Annotated in this window: 20 protein-coding genes; 9 read left to right on the top strand and 11 right to left on the bottom strand. The window is 72.2% G+C overall.

Annotated features, from left to right (window positions below; genetic code table 11):
- Window positions 1–16: 16 nt before the first annotated feature.
- From QZX64_RS09680 to QZX64_RS09670, 3 genes are read left to right on the top strand one after another with little or no spacing between them, the layout of a single operon-like run.
- Window positions 17–1,582, top strand: a complete 1,566-nt coding sequence (locus tag QZX64_RS09680) for a BCCT family transporter (RefSeq protein WP_295658814.1) — start codon at window positions 17–19, stop codon at window positions 1,580–1,582.
- On the top strand, window positions 1,579–2,523 hold the full coding sequence (locus tag QZX64_RS09675) for a glycine betaine ABC transporter substrate-binding protein (RefSeq protein ID WP_295658811.1): 945 nt from the start codon (window positions 1,579–1,581) through the stop codon (window positions 2,521–2,523). The genes QZX64_RS09680 and QZX64_RS09675 overlap by 4 nt, the downstream gene beginning before the upstream one ends.
- Before the next feature lie 35 nt (window positions 2,524–2,558).
- Window positions 2,559–3,059: an Hsp20/alpha crystallin family protein gene (locus QZX64_RS09670; protein WP_295658808.1), complete on the top strand. Its 501-nt coding sequence runs from the start codon at window positions 2,559–2,561 to the stop codon at window positions 3,057–3,059.
- Between the two features lie 24 nt (window positions 3,060–3,083).
- Here QZX64_RS09670 and QZX64_RS09665 read toward each other — a convergent pair whose 3' ends face one another.
- Window positions 3,084–5,408 carry an arylsulfatase gene (locus QZX64_RS09665; RefSeq protein ID WP_295658806.1) on the bottom strand — a complete coding sequence of 775 codons (2,325 nt, stop codon included), beginning with the start codon at window positions 5,406–5,408 and terminating at the stop codon, window positions 3,084–3,086.
- Between the two features lie 185 nt (window positions 5,409–5,593).
- Between QZX64_RS09665 and QZX64_RS09660 the strand changes: the two genes are divergently transcribed.
- Window positions 5,594–6,415: a sigma-70 family RNA polymerase sigma factor gene (locus QZX64_RS09660; RefSeq protein WP_295658804.1), complete on the top strand. Its 822-nt coding sequence runs from the start codon at window positions 5,594–5,596 to the stop codon at window positions 6,413–6,415.
- A 63-nt stretch (window positions 6,416–6,478) separates the two neighbouring features.
- Here QZX64_RS09660 and QZX64_RS09655 read toward each other — a convergent pair whose 3' ends face one another.
- The 3 genes from QZX64_RS09655 to QZX64_RS09645 all read right to left on the bottom strand — a co-directional run bounded on the left by QZX64_RS09655 (window position 6,479) and on the right by QZX64_RS09645 (window position 8,130).
- The gene (locus tag QZX64_RS09655) at window positions 6,479–6,991 is read right to left on the bottom strand and encodes a YsnF/AvaK domain-containing protein (protein WP_295658802.1); all 513 of its coding nucleotides are present in this window, start codon (window positions 6,989–6,991) and stop codon (window positions 6,479–6,481) included.
- A complete protein-coding gene (locus QZX64_RS09650; protein WP_295658800.1) occupies window positions 6,988–7,701 on the bottom strand; it encodes a hypothetical protein in 714 nt (237 codons plus the stop codon). The genes QZX64_RS09655 and QZX64_RS09650 overlap by 4 nt, the downstream gene beginning before the upstream one ends.
- 87 nt (window positions 7,702–7,788) lie before the next feature.
- Complete coding sequence (locus tag QZX64_RS09645; RefSeq protein ID WP_295658797.1) at window positions 7,789–8,130, bottom strand: DUF2200 domain-containing protein; 342 nt, start codon at window positions 8,128–8,130, stop codon at window positions 7,789–7,791.
- Between the two features lie 116 nt (window positions 8,131–8,246).
- On the opposite strand from QZX64_RS09645, the gene QZX64_RS09640 reads away from it, so the two are divergent.
- Window positions 8,247–9,434: a radical SAM protein gene (locus QZX64_RS09640; RefSeq protein ID WP_295658794.1), complete on the top strand. Its 1,188-nt coding sequence runs from the start codon at window positions 8,247–8,249 to the stop codon at window positions 9,432–9,434.
- 6 nt (window positions 9,435–9,440) lie between these two features.
- Here the strand turns inward: QZX64_RS09640 and QZX64_RS09635 are convergent, their stop codons facing one another.
- Both QZX64_RS09635 and QZX64_RS09630 read right to left on the bottom strand, forming a co-directional pair.
- Complete coding sequence (locus QZX64_RS09635; RefSeq protein ID WP_295658792.1) at window positions 9,441–10,724, bottom strand: thymidine phosphorylase; 1,284 nt, start codon at window positions 10,722–10,724, stop codon at window positions 9,441–9,443.
- The gene (locus QZX64_RS09630) at window positions 10,725–11,114 is read right to left on the bottom strand and encodes a cytidine deaminase (RefSeq protein WP_295658790.1); all 390 of its coding nucleotides are present in this window, start codon (window positions 11,112–11,114) and stop codon (window positions 10,725–10,727) included.
- Window positions 11,115–11,255: 141 nt separating this feature from the next.
- Between QZX64_RS09630 and QZX64_RS09625 the strand changes: the two genes are divergently transcribed.
- From QZX64_RS09625 to QZX64_RS09610, 4 genes are all read left to right on the top strand, one after another.
- Window positions 11,256–12,365 (top strand): BMP family protein, encoded by a 1,110-nt coding sequence (locus tag QZX64_RS09625; RefSeq protein ID WP_295658787.1) that lies wholly within the window; start codon window positions 11,256–11,258, stop codon window positions 12,363–12,365.
- Between the two features lie 97 nt (window positions 12,366–12,462).
- Window positions 12,463–13,977, top strand: coding sequence for an ABC transporter ATP-binding protein (locus QZX64_RS09620; RefSeq protein ID WP_295658785.1), 1,515 nt, complete (start codon window positions 12,463–12,465; stop codon window positions 13,975–13,977).
- Entirely contained in the window at window positions 13,974–15,203 is a 1,230-nt protein-coding gene (locus QZX64_RS09615; RefSeq protein WP_295658783.1) for an ABC transporter permease, read from the top strand. The genes QZX64_RS09620 and QZX64_RS09615 overlap by 4 nt, the downstream gene beginning before the upstream one ends.
- Entirely contained in the window at window positions 15,200–16,492 is a 1,293-nt protein-coding gene (locus QZX64_RS09610; RefSeq protein WP_295658781.1) for an ABC transporter permease, read from the top strand. Before QZX64_RS09615 ends, QZX64_RS09610 begins: the two co-directional genes overlap by 4 nt.
- A gap of 4 nt (window positions 16,493–16,496) precedes the next feature.
- Here QZX64_RS09610 and QZX64_RS09605 read toward each other — a convergent pair whose 3' ends face one another.
- From QZX64_RS09605 to QZX64_RS09585, 5 genes are all read right to left on the bottom strand, one after another.
- The gene (locus tag QZX64_RS09605) at window positions 16,497–17,585 is read right to left on the bottom strand and encodes a BMP family protein (RefSeq protein WP_295658774.1); all 1,089 of its coding nucleotides are present in this window, start codon (window positions 17,583–17,585) and stop codon (window positions 16,497–16,499) included.
- Between the two features lie 86 nt (window positions 17,586–17,671).
- Complete coding sequence (locus QZX64_RS09600; protein WP_295658764.1) at window positions 17,672–18,871, bottom strand: amidohydrolase; 1,200 nt, start codon at window positions 18,869–18,871, stop codon at window positions 17,672–17,674.
- A 105-nt stretch (window positions 18,872–18,976) separates the two neighbouring features.
- On the bottom strand, window positions 18,977–19,978 hold the full coding sequence (gene meaB / locus QZX64_RS09595) for a methylmalonyl Co-A mutase-associated GTPase MeaB (protein WP_295658761.1): 1,002 nt from the start codon (window positions 19,976–19,978) through the stop codon (window positions 18,977–18,979).
- Window positions 19,978–22,137, bottom strand: coding sequence for a methylmalonyl-CoA mutase (gene scpA, locus QZX64_RS09590; protein ID WP_295658757.1), 2,160 nt, complete (start codon window positions 22,135–22,137; stop codon window positions 19,978–19,980). The genes meaB and scpA overlap by 1 nt, the downstream gene beginning before the upstream one ends.
- Window positions 22,134–23,936, bottom strand: coding sequence for a methylmalonyl-CoA mutase family protein (locus QZX64_RS09585; RefSeq protein ID WP_295658754.1), 1,803 nt, complete (start codon window positions 23,934–23,936; stop codon window positions 22,134–22,136). Before QZX64_RS09585 ends, scpA begins: the two co-directional genes overlap by 4 nt.
- Window positions 23,937–24,059 lie beyond the last annotated feature (123 nt).

The following is a 24,059-nucleotide window of genomic DNA, read 5'->3' as shown; positions in this document are numbered from 1 at the left end:
CCTGGAGGAGCGCGGAGTGAAGCGGTACCTGAAGGGTGTGGACCCGGCGGTGTTCTGGGGCTCGGCGGTCCTGATCGCCGGCTTCGTGGGCTGGGGCCTCGTGGCGCCCGAGCGCCTGGGCTCGGTGATGTCCACCGCCTTGACCTGGGTGATCGGCAACTTCGGGTGGGCCTTCATCCTCATCGCCACCGGCGTGCTCGTCCTGTGCATCGTCCTGGCCGTCTCGCGCTGGGGCCGCATCCGCCTGGGACCGGACGACTCGCGCCCGGAGTTCGGCACGTTCTCGTGGGTCTCCATGATGTTCGCCGCCGGGCTCGGCGCGGGGCTGCTGTTCTACGGCATCGCCGAGCCGGTCTCGCACTGGACGGCGCCACCTCACGGCCTGGCCGAGCCGCGCAGTGACGAGGCCGCGCTCACCGCGCTGCGCTACACCTACTTCCACTGGGGGTTCAACGGCTGGGCGATGTACGCCGTCATGGGCGGCGCCATGGCGTACTTCGGCTTCCGCAAGAACCAGCCCATCCTGGTCAGTGCGACGTTCCTGCCGGTGCTGGGACCGAACGCCTCCACCCGGCCCGTCGGCCGGCTCATCGACGCCCTGGCGATCGTCGCCACGCTGTTCGGCACCGCCACCGCCCTCGGCCTCAACGGCCTGCAGCTCAACAGCGGGCTCGCCTACCTCTTCGGCGTGCCGAAGTCCGACTCGGTGGCGGTGCTGATCATCGTGGTGGTCACCACGCTGTTCCTCCTCTCCGCCACCTCGGGTGTCGAGAAGGGCATCAACTACCTGGCGAACCTGGGGTCCATCGCCACGATCGCGATGTTCCTGTTCTTCCTGATCCTCGGCGGGTCGACCGTCCTGGTCATCTCCAACGGCATCGAGTCGATCGGGAACTACGTCATCCAGGTGCTCCCCATGTCGCTGCAGACCGGCGTGGGCGACGAGCAGTGGATGGCCGGCTGGACGATCTTCTACTGGGCGTGGTGGGTCTCGTGGGCACCCTTCGTCGGCATGTTCGTCGCCCGCATCTCGCGCGGCCGGACCATCCGTGAGTTCATCATCGGCGTGGTGGCCGCCCCCACCGGCTTCGGCTTCTTCTGGTTCGCGGTCGTGGGCAGCGTCGGCATCGAGCTCCAGCGCAGCGGCGAGGCCGACATCGTCGGCTCGCTGGGGACCCCCGAGCTGTCCCTCTTCACCGCGCTCGACGTCCTTCCCCTGCCGCTCATCAGCTCGGGGCTGTGCGTGGTGCTCATCGCGCTCTTCTTCATCAGCGGCGCGGACGCGGCCTCGGTGGTGATGGCGACCATGGCCTCTCGTGGCTCGTTGAGGCCCTCGAAGCTGGTCGTGGTGGTGCTCGGCGTGCTGATGGGCGGGATCGCCTGCGCGATGCTGCTCGTCGGGGGCCTGACCGCCCTGCAGCAGGCCGCCGTGCTGGGCTCGGTGCCGTTCACGGTCGTGCTCGTGGGCGTGGCGTACTGCTGGGTCAAGGCGCTGCGCGAGGAGACGCGGTCCGCCGACGACCGGAGCGGCCGTGATCCGCGACCGACGACGGCCACGTCCTCCGCCGGAGCGGACACGTGAGGTCGCGGCCGTGGCGGCTGGTGGTGGCCGGCGCCGCGCTGGCTGCGCTCACGGTGGCGTGCGGCGAGGTGAACGACGAGCGCAACGCCTCCTCGCAGCCGCAGGGGGCCTCCCTGCGCGTGACCATCGGGACGCAGGAGTTCCCCGAGGCACGCGTCCTGGGTGAGCTGTGGCGGCAGGCACTGGCCGTCAACGGCTACACCGTCGACCTGCGCAAGGGGGTCGGCCCGGCCGAGGACCTCGACCAGGCGCTCAAGGACGGGGACGTCGACGGGTACGTCGCCTACACCGGGACCGTGCTCTCGATCGTGGCCGGCGAGGAGGTGTCCGGCCTCGACCCGGACCAGACCTACGACCGGGCGCAGGAGTTCTACGCCGGCCAGGACATGGTCATGAGCGGGATGACGCCGTTCCAGAACAAGGACGCGATCGCCACCACGACGGCGTTCGCCGAGGAGAACGGCCTCGCCACGATCGCCGACCTGGCCCCTCTCGAGGAGGTCGTGCTCGGGGCACGTCCGGAGTTCGAGGACCTGGAGCTCGGGCTCGCGGGACTGCAGGAGGTCTACGGCCTCGACAACGTGACGTTCTCCCCGGTCGAGCTGGGTGAGCAGTACGCCGCGCTCGACCGCGGCGAGGCCGACGCCGTCGACGCCTTCACGACCGATCCGCAGCTCGGCTCCGGCGACTACGCGCTGCTGGAGGACCCCGAGCTGCTGTTCGGCTCCCAGAACGTGGCCATGGTGGTGAGCCGCGACAAGCTGGACTCGATCGACGCCGACGCCTTCATGGGCGTCGTCGACGCCGTCAACGCAGAGCTCACCGAGGACGCGATGGTCCAGATGAACGCCGAGGTGACCGGCGGCCGGACCGACGAGGTCGTCGCGCGCGAGTTCCTCCGCGGCGCCGGCCTCGACGAGCCGCTGCGCGGCGAGAGCTGACAGACCCCTGACCGACACCTGACCGGGAGACACTCGTGACCGACCACCGCAACCCCTTCGAGGGCGTCACCGACTTCTTCAGCGAGCTGGCGCGCATCCGCTCCGTCGGCGTGCACGGGGGCGCCGAGCGCGGCGCCGAGCCCTCGGCGCGCACGCACGCCTCCGCCTGGGTGCCGACCATCGACATCCTGGCGCGCGGCGACGACCTGGTGATCCGGATCGAGCTGGCCGGCGTCGAGCCCGAGGACGTGGACCTCGGCTTCGGCCACGGCATGCTGACCGTCTCCGGGACCCGTCGGCCGGGCCCCTCCGACGACTCCGCCGAGTTCCTCGTGCGCGAGCGCTTCTACGGCGCCTTCCGCCGGGCGATCACCCTCCCCGAGGGCACGGACGCCGACCAGATCAGTGCGGAGTTCGACGACGGGCTCGTCGAGGTCACCGTCCGCAACGGCGTGCGTGACGCCGGCGGCACCCGCATCGCCCTCGCGGACACGTCCCGGGGCAGGACGTCGCGGCCGGTGCGTCGCGAGGGGTGACGGGGCGGCGCGGGCGCCGGCCGGTCACTGGTGGACCATGACGGCCCGGTCGCGTCCCTCGACCCCGCGAGACTCGACGACGTCGGCCAGGTCGAACCGCACCCGGTGGATCAACCCCTCGAACCGGTTGCGCACCGGGCGGTAGTCGTCGGTGACGGGCGTGCCGCGGTCCACGCCGACGTTGAACGTCTCGTCGAAGGAGAAGTAGTAGGCCGTGGTGACCGGGACGTGGCCCGACGCCACCGCGGTGCCGTCCACCTCCAGGGTGACCTCGGCGCCGCCGCCCGGCGGCCCGCCGTCGTAGGCGAAGCGCACCACGAGGTCGTGACGCCCCGGCTCCATCGGCTCGGTCGCCCGGACCGTGGTCAGGTCGCGGCCGGCGAAGTTGTAGGCGTAGTGCGGCACGCCGCCCACGACGTACAGCGACCACCCCCCGAACCGGCCGCCCTGGGCGGCGACCACGCCGCTCGTGCCGGTCTGCACCTCGAGGTCGGCGGTGACGAGGTGCGAGCGGTTCTTGACGTTGGGGGCCGCCTCCTCCGAGAGCCGGCCGACCCGCGGGCCGAAGGTGAGGGTGGACCGGCCGTGGTGGAGGTCGAGCCGGCCCGCGACCTCCGGGTTCTCGCGCTCGGTGACGCGGTCGTCGAGCGGCAGCACCTGGTGCCTCTCCGCCTCCCGGAGGAAGACCTCCTGGAGGGCGCGCAGCCGCTCGGGGTGCTGCGCGGCCACGTCGCGCGCCTGGCTCCAGTCGGACTCCAGGTCGTAGAGCTCCCAGACGTCCCGCTCGAACGGCCGGTCGCCGGCATCGACCATCTCCCAGGGCGTGCCGTGGCGGGTGACCGCCGCCCAGCCGTCCTGGTAGATCCCGCGGTTGCCCACCATCTCGAAGTACTGCGTCGTCCGGCGGTCCGGCGCCGCGGCGTCCGCGAAGGTGTAGAGCATGCTGGTGCCCTCGATGGGCTGCTGCGCCACGCCGCCGACGGTGACCGGCTCGGGCAGCCCGGTGGCCTCCAGGATGGTGGGGAGCACGTCGATGACGTGGTGCCACTGGTGCCGGACCTCGCCCCGTCCGGCGATGCCGTTCCCCCAGCGCACGATCATCCCGTCGCGGACGCCGCCGAGGTGCGAGGCCACCTGCTTGGTCCAGGGGTACGGCGTGTTCATCGCCAGCGCCCACCCCACGGGGTAGATCGGGTAGGTCGTGGCGGAGCCGAGCTCGTCCAGGCGGGCCGCCATGTCGGCGGTGTCGTCCTGGAAGCCGTGGCCGACGAGGTGCTCGCGGAAGGTCCCGCGCGGCCCGCCCTCGCCGGAGGCCCCGTTGTCGCCGAGGAGGTAGAGGAACAGCGTGTCGTCCAGGACACCGAGCTCCTCCAGCGCGTCGACGAACCGGCCCACCTGCACGTCGGCGTGCTCCGCGAACCCGGCGTAGGTCTCCATGAACCGTGCCGCCACCCGCCGCTCGGTCTCGTCGAGGTCCTCCCAGCGCGGCACGCCCTCCGCCCACGGGGCCAGCTCGGCCGACTCGGGCACGATCCCCAGCTCCTTCTGCCGCGCCAGGGTCCGCTCCCGCTGGGCGTCCCAGCCGTCGTCGAAGCGGCCGGCGTACTTCTCGCGCCACTCGGGCGCGACGTGGAACGGCGCGTGCGTGGCGCCGAGCGCGAGGTAGGTGAAGAACGGGCGGTCGGGGGTGATCGCCCGCTGACTCTCCACCCAGTCGATGGCATGGTCGAGGAGGTCCTCGGACAGGTGGTAGCCGTCCTCCGGCAGCCGGTCGGGCTCCACGGGATGCCGGCCCTGGTAGAGCTGCGGGTACCAGTGGTTCATCTCCGCGCCCATGAAGCCGTAGAAGAAGTCGAACCCCTCCCCCATCGGCCAGCGGGTGAACGGCCCGGCCGGGCTGACCTCCACCGGCGGGGTCTGGTGCCACTTCCCGAACGCCGCCGTGCAGTAGCCGTTGCCGCCCAGGACCTGGGCGATGGTCGCGGCGCTGGCCGGGCGGTAGCCGTGGTAGCCGGGCTCGGGGGTGGACATCTCCGAGGTCACCCCCATCGCGACGGAGTGGTGGTTGCGCCCGGTCATCAGCGCCTGCCGGGTCGGCGAGCACAGGGCGGTGACGTGGAACCGGCTGTACCGCAGCCCCTCGCCCGCCAGCCGCTGCGCCGTCGGCATCTCGCACGGGCCGCCGTACGCCGTGGACGCGCCGAAGCCCATGTCGTCGACGAGAACGACCACCACGTTCGGCGCTCCCTGGACCGCCGTGACGGGGCCGATGGGCCGCGCCGCGGTGTCGACGTCGAGCGGCAGTCGGGTGCGGTCGGGCCGGCCGGGGGTCAGGGGGACGCTCGTCATGCTGCCTCACTGTGGAGGAGTCGGCGAGGCGACGCAAACACCACTGGACCACCACACTTCAACAGGTTGTTGAAGTAAACCTCTGCACCGTGTTTACCTTTGCCGATTTTTGTCCTAGCCTCGAGTCCTCGGGTCAGGCAGCCGGCACGAGTCCCCTTCACGTCGTGGAGATGATGTCGATGTTGATGACCAGGTCGCTGACCCCTCGTGGCTACGAGAGACTGAGCCGCGATGAGCGGTCCGAGCGCACGCGCGAGCTGCTCCAGCGGCTCGGCACCGAGACCGATCCCGTCGTCGCGGACGAGGTGTTCGAGGAGGTCGTCCACCTGAACCTCCGCGTCGCCCGGGCGATCGCCGCGCGCTACCGGGGCCGTGGGGTGGACGACGACGACCTTGAGCAGGTGGCGTCGCAGGGACTGGTGAAGGCCGTGCGCGGGTTCGACCCGCAGCACGGCAAGGACTTCCTGACCTACGCCGTGCCGACCATCCGGGGGGAGGTGCAGCGGCACTTCCGGGACGCGAGCTGGACGGTCCGGCCGCCCCGCCGCATCCAGGAGCTGCAGGCACGCATCAATGCCACGATGGGCCGGCTCGCGATCGACCTGGGCAGGGAGCCCACGCAGAGCGAGGTCCTCGAGGACCTGGAGATCGGCTACGGCGAGTACGCCGAGGCGGTCGCGGCCTTCGGGTGCTTCCAGCCCCCGTCCCTGGACCAGCCGGTCGAGAGCGCCGACGACCTCCGCCTGGGCGACACCGTGGTCGAGACGCGGCAGGACCTCGAGGCCGCCGAGACGCGCGCGGTCCTCGAGCCCCTGCTCCGCCGGCTCTCCCCCGAGGAGCGGCGCATCCTGCACCTGCGGTTCGTCGAGGACTGGACCCAGCAGCGGATCAGCGAGGAGTGCGGGACCACGCAGATGCAGGTCTCCCGGTCGCTCGCGAGCATCCTCAAGCGCCTGCGCAACGCGTGCACCGACGAGCACCTGGCGGGCCTGGCGCGCACGGCCTGAGGTCGCTCCTGCCGACTCTCAGCTGATACCGGAGCAGACCATCACATGCAGCTCCGGTCCTGCTCAGCGACTGTCGGTGCCGTCGTCGTCAGTCACGTCACGGGCGCTGCCGTGGCCGCCGTCGTCGGTGGTGCCATCGTCGGCGAGGTGGACCGAGTCATCGACGTCCACCGTCACCTCCTCACGTCGCAGCTCCGTCCGCAGCTTGTACTCGTCGACGACCGTGCGCTTGCGCACGATCACGCGCTCACGGACGACGAGCCGCTTGGTGACGATCAGCACCTCCTCGAACACCGGGATGGAGACCGACCCGTCGTCGAGTACCTCCACCTCGCCGGAGTCGCCCTCCTCGGCCGGGATGCGCTCGTCAGTGTCGACGTGCTCGACGTCGCGCGGCACGGAGTACTCGACCGGGTGGCTCTCGACGTGCTTGCGGACGTGGACGCGGCCGCTCTCCTCAACCGCCGTGCCGACGTTCAAGCGCTCCTCGTGGCGGACGGTCTCGACGCCCGGCTCTGCAGTCGTCGCGTCGGTGCCTGCGTCGCCCGACAGGTCGTCGCTGTGCGCCCCGGTCATCGACCGCTCCGTCCGCGCACGATGCCGCCGGGCCGCTCGCGCACTGCCCGCCGGGTCTCGACGACGGCCACCGACTGCTTGTCGCGCTGGCGCTCGGCCAGCCATCCACCGAGCCAGCCGCCGAGAAGCATCAGGGCAAGGGCCACGACGCCGGTGACGATGGCGGTGACGGTCAGGGCGTCGCGCGAGAACCAGCCGGGCAGGCCGACCTGCTCGGTGACGTCGAGGTCGTCCCCGAAAACGGCCGCCAGCAGGGCCAGGACGCCGGCCAGCAGCACCAGCCACAGCGGCGAGACCAGGCCGTGCAGCGCCCCCCGGTGTCGCGCCACGCGTCCGGCGACCCAGCCGCCGACGAGGCACGCGACGAGGAGGACGACCAACCCACCGATGAGGCCGCCGACGGAGAGGTCGCGATCCTCCACCCCCGTCTGGTAGCCGATCGTGCCCACCGCGGCGCTCAACAGGCTGGAGAGCAGCAGGAGGGTGCCCAAGGCAGCCAGGGCACCGGCGATCGTGGCGAGGACGTCGAACCGCGAGCGCCTCGCGCCCACGACGTCCTCGTCGTCGACCCGGGCGACGAGCTCCTCGTCGGCAGGCCTGGGGATCGTCGTCCTGGACTCGTCGGCGCCCAGGCCGCTCGCGCCCCCAGCCGCCGTGCGGTCCCCACGACCGGTGGCCTCGCGTCCCACGTGTCCGTCGGGCTCAGACATGTCGTCCCACCTGTCGCTCGTCGCCGATGTGTCCCCATCGGTGTCCACCGAATGCCTGCTCATGCACCCAGGTCCTCGGTCGGTCGGCTACTGCCGCAGCACCTTCTCCATCGCCTTGCCCCGCGACACCTCGTCGACCAGCTTGTCGAGGTAGCGGATCCTCTGCATCAGCGGGTCCTCGACGTCCTCGACCCGGATGCCGCAGATGACCCCCGTGATGCGCCCTGCCGCCGGGTTGAGGCGTGCCTCGGCGAAGAACTCCTCGAACGTCGTCCCGGCCTCCAGGTGACGGGCCAGCGCCGGCTCGTCGAAGCCGGTCAGCCACTCGATCACCTGGTGCAGCTCGGCACGGGTGCGGCCCTTCTTCTCCACCTTCGTCACGTAGTGCGGGTAGACCGAGGAGACGCTCGTGGTGAAGATCCTGCTCATCCCCGAGAGGCTAGCGGCGGCGCCCGGAGGCGCACCAGGGGCGGCCGGGCGCAGGTCGGTGTCTGGGCGTGGAGGTCCTGGGGCACCGGGGAGGAGCCGACGAGGAGCGAGGACGCATGACTGGCGACCAGGACGTGGACCTGCAGGTGCCGCTGAGCCCTGACGACCACTCCCTGCCCCACAGCGCCAGCGGCGAGCCCACCGAGGAGCAGGACCTCTCCGCCGTGGCGCCGCGCCCCACGTCCGCGCGCCGGTGGACCCCCCAGCGCGTGGTGATCACCCCCGCCGCCCTCGACGAGCCGCACGGCGCCCGGATCGTGGCGCGAGTCGAGGCGCTCGGCATCGAGGTGGAGCGGCTGCGGGGCAACCGGCTGACCGGGGTCCGCGGCGACACGGACCGGCAGACCTACGCCCGGGCCAAGTCCACCCTCGCCGTGGTCGTGAGCCCGCCGAGCAGGCGGAAGCTCCAGCCCATCGCCCCCAGCGCCGACTGGCGCGTCGACCTCGCCGAGGGCTGCCCCGCTCACTGCCAGTACTGCTACCTGGCCGGGTCGCTGTCGGGACCGCCGGTGACCCGGGTCTACGCCGACCTCGACGACATCCTGGCCAACCTCGCTCGCTACGTCGGCGAGGGCACGGTGACGAGCCGGTCCGCGGCCCGGGTCGAGGAGGGCACGACGTTCGAGGCGTCCTGCTACAGCGACCCGCTCGCACTCGACCACCTCACCGGGAGCTGGCAGCGCGCGGTCGAGCACTTCGGCGCGTGGGAGGCCCCGGTGCAGCTGCGCTGGACCACCAAGTACGACGACGTCGACAGATTCCTGCCTCTGCAGCACGCGCGTCGTACCCGCGTGCGCTTCAGCGTCAACTGCCTCCCCGTCACCCGGCGCTGGGAGGGCGGCACCAGCTCCCTGGAGGACCGGGTGGCCGCGGTGCGGAAGGTGGCGATGGCCGGCTACCCCGTGGGCCTCACCATCGCCCCGATCATGCCGCTGGAGGGGTGGCCGGAGCACTACGGCCACCTGCTCGACCTCGTCGCCCGAGCGGTCGAGGACGTGCCCGACCTCGACCTCACCGCCGAGCTCATCACCCACCGGTTCACCGCCGGCAGCAAGGAGGTGCTGCTCGGGTGGTACCCCCGCACGACGCTGGAGATGGACGAGGAGCGTCGGGCGGTCAAGCGCGGGAAGTTCGGCACGAGCAAGCACGTCTACCCCCGCGAGGTCATGCTCGAGCTCCGCGGGTGGTTCGAGGACCAGCTGGCGCAGCGGCTCCCCCGCTGTCGGGTGCTGTACTGGACCTGAGGGGCCTCAGCCGATCCGGTCGTGGATCAGCGGCGTCGGCTCGAACGTCGCGTCGGCCTCGATGTCGTACCCGCCCTCCAGGGAGGCCAGGGCACGGTCGAACCGCTCCGGCTCGTCGGTCAGCAGCGTGAAGAGGGTGTCGCCCTCGCGCACCGGGTCGCCCGGGCGGGCGTGCCACACGACGCCGGCACCCGCCTGCACGGGGTCCTCCTTGCGTGCCCGCCCGGCGCCGAGGCGCCAGGCGGAGAGGCCGACGGCCATCGCGTCGAGCCGGGTCAGGGTGCCGGACGAGGTCGCCGTGACGGTGTGGGACTCCCGCGCGCCGGGCAGCTCGGCGTCGGGGTCGCCGTCCTGCGCGCGGATCATCGCCTTCCACGTGTCCATCGCCCGCCCCGACGCCAGCACCTCGGCGGGGTCGACGTCGGTGACGCCCGCTCCGGCCAGCATCTCGGCGGCCAGGGCCACGGTCAGCTCGACGACGTCGGCCGGCCCGCCGCCGGCGAGCACCTCCATCGACTCGGCGACCTCGATCGCGTTGCCGGCGGTGCGCCCGAGCGGGGTCGACATGTCCGTGAGCAGGGCGACGGTGCGCACCCCGGCACCCTTGCCGAGCTCGACCATGGTCTCGGCCAGCTCGCGGGCGCGGTCGAGGTCCTTCATGAAGGCGCCCGTGCCCACCTTGACGTCGAGCACCAGCGCGCCGGTGCCCTCGGCGATCTTCTTCGACATGATCGAGGAGGCGATGAGCGGGATCGCCTCGACCGTGCCGGTCACGTCGCGCAGCGCGTAGAGCTTCTTGTCGGCCGGGGCCAGTCCCTCGCCCGCCGCGCAGATGACCGCGCCCACCGACTCGAGCTGGGCGACCATCTCCTCGTTCGAGAGCACCGCGCGCCACCCCGGGACCGACTCCAGCTTGTCCAGGGTGCCGCCCGTGTGGCCGAGCCCGCGGCCCGAGAGCTGCGGCACGGCCACCCCGCAGGCGGCGACCAGCGGCGCCAGCGGCAGGGTGATCTTGTCGCCGACGCCCCCGGTGGAGTGCTTGTCGGCGGTCGGGCGCGAGAGCCCCGAGAAGTCCATCCGCTCGCCCGAGGCGATCATCGCGTCGGTCCAGCGCGCGATCTCGCGGCGGTTCATGCCGTTGAGCAGGATGGCCATCGCCAGGGACGACATCTGCTCGTCGGCGACGTCGCCGCGGGTGTAGGCGTCGATCACCCAGTCGATCTGGCTGTCGGTGAGCTCGGCCCGGTCGCGCTTGGCGCTGATCACCTCGACGGCGTCGTGGGCAGCCATTCAGGTCACGTCCTTCAGGTCGTCGGGCCCGAAGGCCATGGGCAGCACCTCGGCCATGGTGCGGATCCCGTGGGGTGTCTCGAGGAGCAGGTCCGCGCCCCCGTGCTCCCAGAGGAGCTGCCGGCAGCGGCCGCACGGCATGATCACCTCTTCCGCGCCGTTCACGCACACGAAGTGGGTCAGCCGTCCGCCGCCGCTGGCGTGCAGCTGGGAGACCAGCCCGCACTCGGCACACAGCGTCACGCCGTACGACGCGTTCTCGACGTTGCAGCCCACGACGACCCGGCCGTCGTCGACCAGCGCCGCGGCGCCGACCGGGAAGCGGGAGTAGGGCGCGTAGGCGTGGCGCATCGCGGAGACGGCCTCGGCACGCAGCTGTGTCCAGTTCATCGTGGCCCACTATGGACCACCGCCTCACGCAGGTCACAGACGGATGACGGATCGGCGCTGCACTATCCACGTCCGGCCGGCGGAAGGCATCATTCTCCCGATGTGCGCCCCACCCCGGGGCCATTCGATTCTGGAGGCATTGTGAGGAACACGAGGAGGGTCGTCGCAGGCGGCCTGCTGGCGCTGCTGGCGACCACGACGCTGGCCGCGTGCGGGGACGCACCCGAGGAGGAGAGCAGCGGAGGTGGAGGCGGAGGCGCGAGCGAGGCGGCGAGCGACTTCCAGCCCTGCATCGTCTCCGACGCCGGTGGTTTCGACGACAAGTCCTTCAACCAGCTGGGCTTCGAGGGCGCCACGCAGGCGGCCGACGAGCTGGGCGTGGAGCTCATCGACGTCGAGTCCAACAGCGAGAACGACTACGGCCCCAACCTGGAGAGCCTGGTGGCCGAGGGCTGCGACGCGATCGTGACGGTCGGCTTCGCGCTGTCCGCGGCGACGGTCGAGTCGGCCACGGCCAACCCCGACATCGAGTACATCCTCATCGACGACGCGGCCGACAACGACTTCGACGGCGAGAAGGACGCGGACAACATCAAGCCGCTGCTCTACAACACCGCCCAGGCGGCGTTCCTCGCCGGCTACGCAGCCGCCGACTACACCAAGACCGGCACCGTCGGGACCTACGGCGGCCAGCCGTTCCCGACCGTGACGATCTTCATGGACGGCTTCAGGCAGGGCGCTGAGTACTACGCCGAGACGAAGGGCAAGGACGTCGAGGTCATCGGCTTCGAGGGCGGCGAGAAGGGCTCCTTCACCGGAGGCTTCGAGGCCAACGAGGCGGCCACCAGCACCGCGCGTCGCATCATCGACCAGGGCGCCGACGTGGTCCTGCCCGTGGGCGGCCCGATCTACCAGGGCGCACTGACGGCCATCGCCGACTCCGGTGAGGACGTCGCACTGATCGGCGTGGACGCCGACTTCTTCGAGACCGACCCCAACACCCAGGACGTGGTCATGACCTCGATCCTCAAGGGCATGAAGGTCTCGACGTACGAGGCGGTCATGGCTGCGGGCAACGACGAGTTCGACACCGAGACCTACGTCGGCACGCTCGAGAACGACGGGGTCGGCATCGCGCCGTTCCACAACTTCGAGAGCAAGGTCTCCGAGTCGCTGGTCGCCGAGCTCGACGAGGTCAGAGCCGGCATCATCGACGGCTCGATCGAGGTGACGTCCTACCTCGACCAGTGAGGTAGCACGGCTCAGCTCCATCACGGGGAGGTCGACCGCAAGGTCGACCTCCCCGTGGCACGTCCGCCTGACTTCCGCGTGAATAGGATGCGGTCCCATGAAGCTCGTCCTCCGCAACATCACCAAGCGCTTCGGCTCGTTGGTCGCCAACGACTCGATCTCGCTCGAGGTGTCGCCCGGTGAGGTGCACTGCCTGCTGGGCGAGAACGGCGCCGGCAAGTCCACACTGATGAACGTCCTGTACGGCCTCTACCAGGCCGACGAGGGTGAGATCGTGCTGGACGGCGAGGTGCAGCACTTCCTCGGGCCCGGCGACGCCATGGCCGCCGGCATCGGCATGGTCCACCAGCACTTCATGCTCATCCCGGTCTTCACCGTCGCCGAGAACGTCATGCTCGGCAACGAGTCCACCGGCTTCGCGGGCACCCTGGACCTCGACGCGGCCCGGGGGCGCGTGCGTGAGATCTCCGAGCGGTTCGGCTTCCACGTCGACCCCGACGCCCTCGTGGAGGAGCTCCCCGTCGGCGTCCAGCAGCGGGTCGAGATCATCAAGGCCCTCTCACGCGACGCACAGGTGCTGGTCTTCGACGAGCCGACCGCGGTCCTGACCCCGCAGGAGACCGACGAGCTGATGGAGATCATGCGCCAGCTCAAGGAGGCCGGAAAGGCGATCGTCTTCATCACCCACAAGCTCCGCGAGGTCCGCGAGGTGGCCGACAGGATCACGGTGATCCGCCTCGGCAAGGTGGTCGGCGAGGCCGAGCCGACCGCCAGCAACGCCGAGCTCGCCTCGCTCATGGTCGGACGGCCGGTCGAGCTGGTCGTCCACAAGGACGAGCCCCGGCTGGGCGACGACGCGCTGGTCGTGAAGGACCTCCACGTCCGCGACGCCCTCGGTCACGTCCACCTCGACGGCATCAGCTTCACCATCCGCGCCGGCGAGGTGCTGTGCGTCGCCGGCGTCCAGGGCAACGGCCAGACCGAGCTCACCGAGGCCATCCTCGGGCTGCAGGAGCACGTCGAGGGCTCGGTGACGCTCGACGGCAGGCAGCTCGTCGGCCGGTCCGTGCGGCAGGTCCTCGACGCAGGCGTCGGCTTCATCCCCGAGGACCGCCAGGCCGACGGGCTCGTCGGCGGCTTCTCCATCGCCGAGAACCTCATGCTCAACCGCAGCTTCCGCTCGCCCTTCGTGCGCGGCGGCTCGCTGCGGGTGGACGCGCTGGAGGAGTTCGCGGAGAGGAAGCTGGAGGAGTACGACGTCCGCGCCCCCGACATCCACACCCGCGCCAGCAAGCTGTCGGGCGGCAACCAGCAGAAGGTCGTCGTCGCGCGTGAGCTCTCACGCGATCTGCGCCTGCTGGTCGCGGCCCAGCCGACGCGCGGGGTCGACGTGGGATCCATCGAGTTCATCCACAAGCAGGTGATCGCCACCCGCGACAGCGGCATCCCCGTGCTGGTCGTCTCCACCGAGCTGGACGAGGTCGTCGCCCTGGCCGACCGCATCATGGTGCTCTACCGCGGGCAGGTGGTCGGCATCGTGCCGGGCGCCACCCCGCGTGAGACCCTCGGACTGATGATGACCGGCGAGCGACCGAAGGACGTGGTCGCGTGAGTGGCACCGGCGAGACTCCCGGGACGGTGGCCGAGAGGCCGCGTCCGCCCGAGCCCGAGGGGCCCAGCAGGTCTCACTCCGTGCTGCGCGAGATCGCCTCCGGCAACGCCCTGGCCGGCGTGCTGGCCGTGGTGCTGGCCGTCGCGGTCGGCTCGCTGATGATCGCGGTGACCGACGAGCGGGTGCGCGAGACCGCGTCGTACGTCTTCGCTCGCCCGAGCGACTTCCTCGGCGCGACCTGGGACGCCATCTGGGGGGCCTACACGGCCCTGCTCCGCGGCTCGGTCTACAACGACCGGGTCGACGACTTCGCCACCCGCATCCGTCCCCTGACCGAGACGCTGAAGTTCGCCGGACCGCTGATCGCGGCCGGCCTCGGTGTCGGCCTGGCATTCCGCGCCGGCCTCTTCAACATCGGTGGTCGCGGCCAGATGCTGCTGGCCGGCGCCGCCGCCGGCTGGGTGGCCGCCAACCTCGGCCTGCCCACGGCGCTGCACCTGCCGCTGGCGGTCCTGGCCGGCATGCTCGCCGGCGCGCTCTGGGCGGGCATCGCCGGAGTGCTCAAGGCGCGCACCGGCGCGCACGAGGTGATCGTCACGATCATGCTCAACTACGTCGGCTTCTACCTGGTCTTCTTCATGCTGTCGCGCCAAGGACTGCTGCAGGCTCCGGGCTCGGGCAACCCGAAGTCGGCGCCCGCCCAGGAGACGGCGATCCTGCCGCGGATCCTGGGCGAGCGGTTCAACCTCCACCTGGGCTTCGTGCTCGCGCTGGTCGCCGTCGCGGTCGTGTGGTGGCTGCTCAGCCGCTCCACGCTCGGCTACCGGATCCGTGCCGTCGGCGAGAACCCCAGCGCCGCCCGCGCGTCCGGCATCGACGTGGGCCGCACCTACGTCGTGGTGATGCTGATCGCCGGCGCCCTCGTGGGCCTGGCCGGCGCCAACCAGGTGCTCGGCACGGTGACCAGCGGCGTCACCGTCGACCTCGACGCCGGCATCGGCTTCGACGCGATCACCGTCGCCCTGCTCGGCCGGTCCCGTCCACTGGGCATCCTGGGGGCCGGCCTGCTCTTCGGCGCCTTCAAGGCCGGAGGCTTCGCCATGCAGGCCTCGGAGGGCATCCCGGTCGACATCGTCCTGGTCGTCCAGTCGCTCATCGTCCTCTTCATCGCGGCACCGCCCCTGGTCCGCGCGATCTTCCGGCTCCCCGCCAAGGAGGCGAAGTGAGCACCACCGGCCTGTCCCCCGCTCCCGTGCCGACCGCCGGCCCGACCATCGACACCGTGCCGGTCGTCAGCCGCAAGACCCCGATCATCTTCGGCGTCCTGACCCTGGCCCTGGTCCTGATCCTCCTGCTCGAGGGCCAGTCCGGCGAGACCACCTTCCGCCTCGCCGCCAGGACCGACTTCGCCACCCTGCCCGAGCTCACCGTGCCGTCCATGGGCGGCGCCTGGGCCCTCGCCGTGGCCTGCGCGCTGCTGACCGCGGAGTCCGTACGCCGCTACGCCGGTCGCCGCCGCACCGCCGCCTGGGTCCTGGTCGCCTTCGCCGTCGCCTGGATGGCCGGCTTCCTGACCTGGGCGGCCGCCGGCGAGACCGTGCCGGTGGTCGGCCTGCTGGCCGGCTCCATCGCGCTGGCCGTGCCCCTGGTCTTCGGCGCCCTCGGGGGCGTCCTGGGCGAGCGCGCCGGTGTCGTCAACATCGCCATCGACGGCCAGCTCCTCCTCGGCGCCTTCGCCGCCGCCCTGGTCGGATCGCTGACCGGGTCGCCCTGGGCCGGGCTGGTCGCCGCGATGGTGGCGGGCGCCCTGGTGGCGGTGGTGCTCGGCCTGTTCGCGATCACCTACTTCGTCGACCAGGTGATCGTGGGTGTGGTCCTGAACGTGCTCGTCATCGGACTCACCAGCTTCCTGTTCAGCCAGGTGCTGGCGCCCAACGCCGCGAGCCTCAACACCCCGCCGCGCTTCCCCCGCATCCCGATCCCGGTGCTCGGCGACATCCCGCTGGTCGGCCCCGTCTTCTTCCGGCAGACCGCGGTCGTCTACCTGCTCTACATCGCGGTCGCGCTGGTGAGCTACGCGCTCTACCGCACCCGGTGGGGCCTGCGCGTCCGCGCCGTCGGCGAGCACCCCAAGGCCGCAGACACCGTGGGCATCAAGGTCAACCGGACCCGCTACCGCACCATCCTGCTGGCCGGCGCCATCGCCGGCATGGGCGGCGCCTTCTACACCTTGGTGTCGGTGCCGCAGTTCAACCGTGAGATGACCGGCGGCGCGGGCTACATCGCGCTGGCCGCCGTGATCTTCGGCAAGTGGGACCCCATCCGGGCGACGATGGCCGCGCTGCTCTTCGGCTTCGCCTCCAACCTGCAGGGGGTGCTCGCGGTGCTCGGCTCGCCGGTGCCCAGCCAGTTCATGCTGATGCTGCCCTACGTCATCACGATCTTCGCGGTCGCCGGACTGGTCGGACGGTCCCGTCCCCCCGCGGCGGACGGCGTGCCGTACCAGAAGGAGTAGCGCCTCAGCCGACCGTGAGGGAGCCGTCGACGATCTGCTCCCGCAGCTCCTCGAGCCGCTCCTTCACCGCCTCGGAGACGTCGGCGTCGGCCTCGTGGAAGGGCGCGAGGCCCACCCCGTCGTTGGCGAGGGTGCCGACGTACGGCTCGGAGGAGAACGACTCGTCGACCGAGGAGCCCACGGCCTCCTCGACGGCGACGTCCATGTTCTTGAGGACCGACGTCAGCAGGATGTCGCAGTGGTCGGCCACCGACTCACAGCCGTCGGTGTCGACCCAGATCGCCCGGGCGCCGGCGTCCTCGACGGCCTGCAGCGCCCCGAGCCCGGCCTCCCGGGTCGGGCCCGCCACGGGCATGACCACGTCGGCGTCCCGCTCGAGCAGGTCCTCGGCGATCGCAGCGCCCACGGCCGCGTCGTCGACGTCGACGAGGAAGGAGCCGTTCGCGCCGTCCCAGCCGAGGAGCTCCACCGCGGCGCCGTTGTCCTCGTTGAACCGCTCCACCCCCTGGCGGAACCCCTCCATGACGGCCATGACCGACGCGACCTCGGCCCCGCCCATCGTGCCCACGACGCCCGACTCGGACTCCGCGGCTGCGAGGTAGCCCGCGAGGAAGGCGGGCTCGGCTGCGGCGAACGTCAGCCCCTTGAGGTTGTCCCTGGCTGCGCCGACGTCGGCGTCGACGACGGAGAAGTCGACCTCCGGGTTGGTCCTGGCTGCCTTCTCGGTGGCCCCCACCATGGTGGAGCCCACCGCGGTCACCGAGTTGCAGCCCTGGCTGACCAGGGCGTTGAGGTTGTCGAGGTGGACGGCGTCGGAGGTGGACACCAGCTGCCCGACCTCGACGCCGAGGTTGGTCTGGGCCGCGAGCAGCCCGGCCAGGGCGGCCCGGTTGAGCGGCCCGTCCTCGCCCCCGGCGTCCCCCGCCAGGCACGCCTTGAACTCGATGCTCTGGGCCGGGACGGCGCTGCTGCTGGCGGGGGAGGTCGGGCTCTGGTCGTCCGTGGCCTCGGGTGCGGGGTCCGCACCGCAGGCGGCGAGGGTGAGCGTCGCGACGGCGGCGACGACGGTGCTGCTCCAGGTCGCTCTCGTCATGGTGCCTCCCCCTCTGTGCGCGGCCCCGGCCCGACATGGGGCGAGTCGGCCCAGTATGGCGCGGCGCCCGGCCGATCCCCCGGACCTCAGGCGCTCAGGGCGGTCACGGCCGCCTCGGCGAGCACCTGCGCGCCGATCACGGTGGCGCCCTCATCGATCCTCAGGTTGCCCTGATGGAGGTCGAACGTCGGCCCCCCGGGGGTGCGCGTGCCGAGGCGCCCCATCGCGCCGGGCACCCGGTCGAGGTACCAGCCGAAGTCCTCCCCGCCCAGGCTCTGGGTGGTCGAGACGTGCCCGTGCTGGCCCAGGACGCTCTCGACGGCGGCGGCGAGCACCTGCGTGGAGTGCGGACCGTTCACCACCGGGGGCACGCCGCGCTGGTAGGTGATGTCGGCGGTCACGCCGTACGGCGCGATGATGTTGCCGACGAGGGTGCGGATGATGTGCTCCGCATCGGCCCAGGCGACCGCGTCGAGCATCCGGACCGTGCCCGCGACCTCGCCGGTGCCGGGGATGACGTTGTGCGCCGAGCCGGCGCGGACCCGGCCCCACACGACGCTGACCCCGGCGCGCGGGTCGAGGCGGCGCGAGAGGATGGCGGGCAGCTCGGTGATCACCTTGCCCAGGGCGAAGGTGAGGTCCTCGGTCAGGTGCGGGCGCGAGGTGTGGCCGCCCTTGCCGGACAGGCGCACGGCGAGCGCGTCGGCGGCGCCGGTGAGCGGACCCACGCGCAGGCCGACCTGCCCGACGTCGAGGGTGGGGTCGCAGTGCAGCCCGAAGATCTGCTCCACCTCGGCCAGGCCACCGGCCTCCATCACGCGCAGCGCGCCACCGGGCATGACCTCCTCGGCGGGCTGGAACAGCAGGCGCACGCGCCCGGGGAGCAGCCCCCGCGCGGCGACCTCGGAGAGAGCCAGGCCGGCCCCCACCAGCGCGGCGGTGTGCACGTCGTGCCCGCAGGCGTGGGCGACACCGGGCACCGTGCTGCACCAGGGGTCGGTGGTCAGGTCGTCGACGGGCAGCGCGTCGAGGTCGGCGCGCAGCGCCACGACGTCGCCGTCGGTGCCCAGGTCGGCGATCACCCCGCCCCCGTCGAGCGTGCGGACCTCCCAGCCCGTGCCCTCGAGGTGGGCGACCACCTGGGCGGTGGTGCGGTCCTCGGACCAGGAGAGCTCGGGGTGCGCGTGCAGGTCGCGGCGCAGCTCGACCAGCTGGTCGCAGTGCTTGTCGACGAGCTCGGCGATGACGCCGGCGGCGTCGCGGGGATGGTGGGATGGGACGGACATTGCCTCCTAGGCTATGCCCTCCTCCCTATCCGCCACAGACGACGCACGAACTCCGGGCCCCCGGGGACCGCTCATCCCGCTCCGGGCGACGCGCCGGGGAGGCCCCTACCCCTCGTCGTACGCCGCGAGGATGCGGTCGGCGGCGGCGGGGGCGGCCAGCTCGCCCGAGAGGACCGCGGCGCGCACCTCCTCGCGCACCCGGGCGACCCCCGGGGAGCGGCGCAGCCGCTGGTCGAGCTCGTCGCGCACCAGCGCCCAAGTGAAGTCGAGCTGCTGCCGCGCCCGCTTGCCCGCCAGCCCCTCGGCACCGAGGTGGTCGCGGTGGGCCAGGACCCGCGACCACACGTCGTCGACACCGGTCCCGGTCAGCCCGGAGCAGGTCGCCACCGGCGGCGCCCACTCCCCCCTGCCGTGCACCAGCCGCAGCGCCCCGGCCAGCTCGCGCGCGGCGGAGCGGGCCTCCCCCGCCCGGTCCGACCCACCGTCGTCGTCGGCCTTGTTGACGGCGATCACGTCGGCGATCTCGAGGATGCCCTTCTTGATGCCCTGCAGCTGGTCGCCGGTGCGCGCCAGGGTGAGGAAGAGGAAGGTGTCGACCATGCCGGCCACGGTCACCTCGGACTGGCCGACGCCGACGGTCTCCACCAGCACCACGTCGTACGCCGCCGCCTCGAGCACCGCCATGGCCTGCGCGGTCGCCCGGGCGACTCCGCCGAGCGTGCCGGCGCTCGGCGAGGCCCGGATGAAGGCCCGGGCGTCGACCGCGAGCCGGGCCATCCGGGTCTTGTCACCCAGCACCGACCCCCCGGTGCGGACGCTGGACGGGTCGACGGCCAGCACGCCGACGCGGTGGCCCTGCTCCGTCAGGTGCGTGCCGAGGCACTCGATGAACGTCGACTTGCCGACCCCGGGCACCCCCGAGACGCCCACCCGGACGGCCGGCTGCTCCGGGGCCGCCGGCGTCAGCCCGGCCAGCAGCTCACGGGCCCGGGCACGGTGCTCGGCCCTCGACGACTCGACCAGCGTGATGGCCCGGGAGATCGCCGCCCGGTCGCGCGCCAGCACACCGGCCGCGAGCTCGGCGGGATCGACCTGGGCGCGCGCCATCACTCGTGGGCAGACAGCTTCGCGAGCAGGTCGAGCGCCGAGTCGGCGATGACGGTGCCGGGCAGGAACACCGCCGCCGCTCCCATCTCCTCGAGCACCGGCACGTCGTCGGGCGGGATGACGCCGCCGATGACGACCATGATGTCGTCGCGGCCCTGGTCGGCGAGCGCCTGCTTGAGCGCCGGCAGCAGCGCCAGGTGGCCCGCGGCGAGGCTCGAGACGCCGACGATGTGCACGTCCGCGTCGATCGCCTGCTGGGCGACCTCCTCGGGGGTGGAGAACAGCGGCCCCACGTCGACGTCGAAGCCGAGGTCGGCGAACGCGGTGACGACGACCTTCTGGCCGCGGTCGTGGCCGTCCTGGCCCATCTTGGCGACCAGGATGCGGGGGCGCCGGCCCTCCTCCTCCTCGAAGCGGGCGGTGGCGTCGAGGACCTGCTGCACCCGCGCGCTGCCCTGGCCCGAGCGGGACTCCTCGCGGTACACGCCGCTGATCGTACGGATGGTCGCCCGGTGCCGGCCGTAGACCTTCTCGAGGGCGTCGGAGATCTCCCCGACCGTGGCCTTGGCCCGGGCGGCGTCGACCGCGAGCGCCAGCAGATTGCCCTCCAGCCCGCCGCTCGCCCCGCGCTCGGCCGAGCCGGTCAGCGCCTCGAGGGCGTGGCGTACGGCGTCGTCGTCGCGCTCGGCACGCAGGCGCTCGAGCTTGGCGACCTGCTGGCGGTAGACGTCGTCGTTGTCGACGCGCAGCACGTCGAGCCTGTCCTCGGCCGCGAGCCGGTAGGTGTTGACGCCGATGACGGCCTGGCTGCCGGCGTCGATGCGGGCCTGGGTGCGGGCCGCGGCCTCCTCGATGCGCATCTTGGGGATGCCCTGCTCGATGGCCTTCGCCATGCCGCCGGCCGCCTCGGCCTCCACGATGTGCGCCCACGCCCGCTCGGCAAGGTCGTGGGTGAGCCGCTCGACGTAGTAGCTGCCCGCCCACGGGTCGATCACCTCGGTGGTGCCGCTCTCCTGCTGGAGCAGCAGCTGGGTGTTGCGGGCGATGCGGGCGCTGAAGTCGGTCGGCAGCGCGATCGCCTCGTCGAGGGCGTTGGTGTGCAGGCTCTGGGTGTGGCCCTGGGTCGCGGCCATCGCCTCGATGCAGGTGCGCTGGACGTTGTTGAAGACGTCCTGGGCGGTGAGCGACCAGCCGCTGGTCTGCGAGTGCGTGCGCAGGCTCAGCGACTTCGGGTTCCGCGGGTCGAACTGGCGCACCAGCCGGGCCCACAGCGCCCGGGCCGCGCGCATCTTGGCGACCTCCATGAAGAAGTTCATGCCGATGGCCCAGAAGAAGCTCAGCCGCGGCGCGAAGTGGTCGACGTCCAGGCCCGCGTCGAGGCCGGCGCGGAGGTACTCCACCCCGTCCGCGAGCGTGTAGGCGAGCTCGAGGTCGGCCGTCGCCCCGGCCTCCTGGATGTGGTAGCCGGAGATCGAGATGGAGTTGAAGCGCGGCATCCTCCCGGCGGTGTAGGAGAAGATGTCGCTGATGATCCGCATGCTGGGCAGCGGCGGGTAGATGTAGGTGTTGCGGACCATGAACTCCTTGAGGATGTCGTTCTGGATGGTCCCCATGAGCTGCTCCGGCCTCACCCCCTGCTCCTCGGCCGCGGCGATGTAGAGCGCCATCACCGGCAGCACCGCGCCGTTCATCGTCATCGACACCGACATCTCGTCGAGCGGGATGCCGTCGAAGAGCATCCGGGTGTCGTAGATCGAGTCGATCGCCACGCCGGCCATCCCGACGTCGCCCCGCACGCGCGGGTGGTCGGAGTCGTAGCCGCGGTGCGTCGCGAGGTCGAAGGCGACGCTGAGGCCCTTCTGGCCGGCCGCGAGGTTGCGCCGGTAGAACGCGTTGGACTCCTCCGCGGTCGAGAAGCCGGCGTACTGGCGCACCGTCCACGGCTGGGTGGTGTACATCGTCGGGTAGGGCCCGCGCAGGAACGGGCTGAGCCCGGGCCAGGTGTCGAGCGCGTCGAGGCCCTCGAGGTGCTCGGGGCCGTAGACCGGGAGGATGTCGATGCCCTCGGGGCTCAGCCAGCCCTCTCCCTCGGGCGCGGGGGTGTGCTCGCGCCGCTCCGACCCGAGCGCGACATCGGCGAAGCTGGCCGGGATCGTCATCCGAGTGCCTCCCGGACCCGGGTGAGGAAGGCGAGGGCGTCCACGCCGACCGCGGCCCAGTCGTCGACCGTGTCGTCGGTGAGCCCGCTCTCCCCCGGCCTGCCCGCCAGGACGACGTACGACGCGCCGGCCTCTCGCAGCGCGGCGACCAGGTCGGCGCCCCACTCGGCGTACGCCCTGTCGTTGCCGGCCAGGCAGACCACCGCCTGCCCGTCGTACGCCGCCACCACGTCCTCCACCCCGCCGGTCGGGCCGGCCGGCTCGACGGCCACGCCGCCCGCTGCGAGCAGGTTGCTGGCGAAGGTGGCGCGCGCGGTGTGCTGGGCCACCGTGCCCATCGTGGCCAGGAGGACCGGCGCGCTCGCGGGCCGCGCGCGCAGGTCCTCGTAGGCCCAGCCGTAGGCGCGGGCGTACCGGGACACCGTGCCGGACCGCTCGGGCAGGGTCTCGCCGAGGTGGGGGAACTCCGAGAGCCCGGTGATCGGCCGCGTGCGGTGGGCGACCTGCACGTCCCGGGTGGCGGCGACCGCCCGGACCCGCTGCTTCATCATCTGGCGGGCCTCGTCCGACTCCGCACCGCCGTCGGCCTCGATCCGGCCGAGCTCGGCCCAGCCGGCGACCGCGAGGTCGTCGGTGAGCCGCTCCACGGCGTAGGAGCCGCCGGCCGGGTCCGCGACCACGGCCAGGTGCGACTCCTCGATCAGCAGCGAGGAGGTGTTGCGGGCGATCCGGCGGCCGAAGGCGTCCGGGACGCCCAACCGCTCGTCGAACGGGACGACGGTGACCGCGTCCGCGCCGCCCACGCCGGCGGCGAAGGCGGCGACGGTGGTGCGGAGCATGTTGACCCACGGGTCGTGCCTGGACGTCATCGGCCGGCTGGTGACGGCGTGCTGGGCCTGCGGCACGTCGTCGCCGCCGGACGCCTCGAGCACGCGGGCCCAAAGGCGCCGGGCCGCGCGGAGCTTGGCGATGGCCGGGAGCTGCTCGTCGGTGACGGCGTAGCGGAACTCGAGCAGCCGGGCGGCCTCGCCGACGGAGAGGCCCGCCTCGACCAGGACCCGGAGGTAGGAGATGCCCACGGCCATCGTCCACCCGAGCTCCTGCCCGTCGCTCGCGCCTTGGTCGTGCAGGGCGGTGCCGTCGACGACGAGGGCGCGGACGCCGAGTCGCACCGCTCGGCGCACGAGCGGCAGGAGGACGTCCTGCGAGCCGCGACCGTCGTCACGCACAGGGCTGGGCAGCATCTCCAGCGTCGCCGGGTCGAAGCCCGGGCTGGTGGCGGGGTGGACGGAGCCGTCGTGCTGCTCCAGGAAGCCCAGGAAGGACTCGGACTGCTCGGTCGTGGGACGGTCCAGGGTCACCGGGGCCAGGTCGAGGAGCACGCCGTCGAGCAGCGTGACCCAGTGGGGCGGCTCGTGGCCGTCGAGGTGGAGCATGAGCGAGGTGGCGCCGTTCTCGAGGTCGACCAGGGCGGCCTCGTTGGCCGCCCTGGCGTCGGTCACCTCGAGCTGCGTGCGCACGTCCCAGGCACCGGCGCGGGTCGGGCGGCCCGACGTGGTCCGGCCCTCCAGGTCGGCGGGCTGACCGATCGGCGGCACCACGATGCCGTCGAGGGTGGTGCGCGCGAGCCGTTCCCACACCAGGCTGTCCGGCTCGTCCTCGCGCAGCCGGCGGGCCCTGCGCAGCACCGCTGCGCTCGCCCTCTCCCAGTCGGCCACCGTCGCCGTGTCGTCCGGCGAGGCCAGGCGGAGCGAGCCCTGCTCGGGCGCGAGCTCCTCGGGCTCCTCGAGACCACTCATGCTGCGAACAATAGGCAGCGCCCCTCGTCGGCGACCACCGGGTGTGAGGTTTCCGGCACGGGCGAGTCCCCGACCGGCGTTCACCGCGGCGTCGTTCCGCGGCCTCCCCCGGTTGGTGTGCCG

The organism is uncultured Nocardioides sp. (genome assembly GCF_902805925.1).
In the GTDB taxonomy this organism is placed as follows: domain Bacteria; phylum Actinomycetota; class Actinomycetes; order Propionibacteriales; family Nocardioidaceae; genus Nocardioides.
The sequence above is the reverse complement of the archived record's forward strand: the minus strand, read 5'-3'. Positions and strand labels throughout refer to the sequence as shown.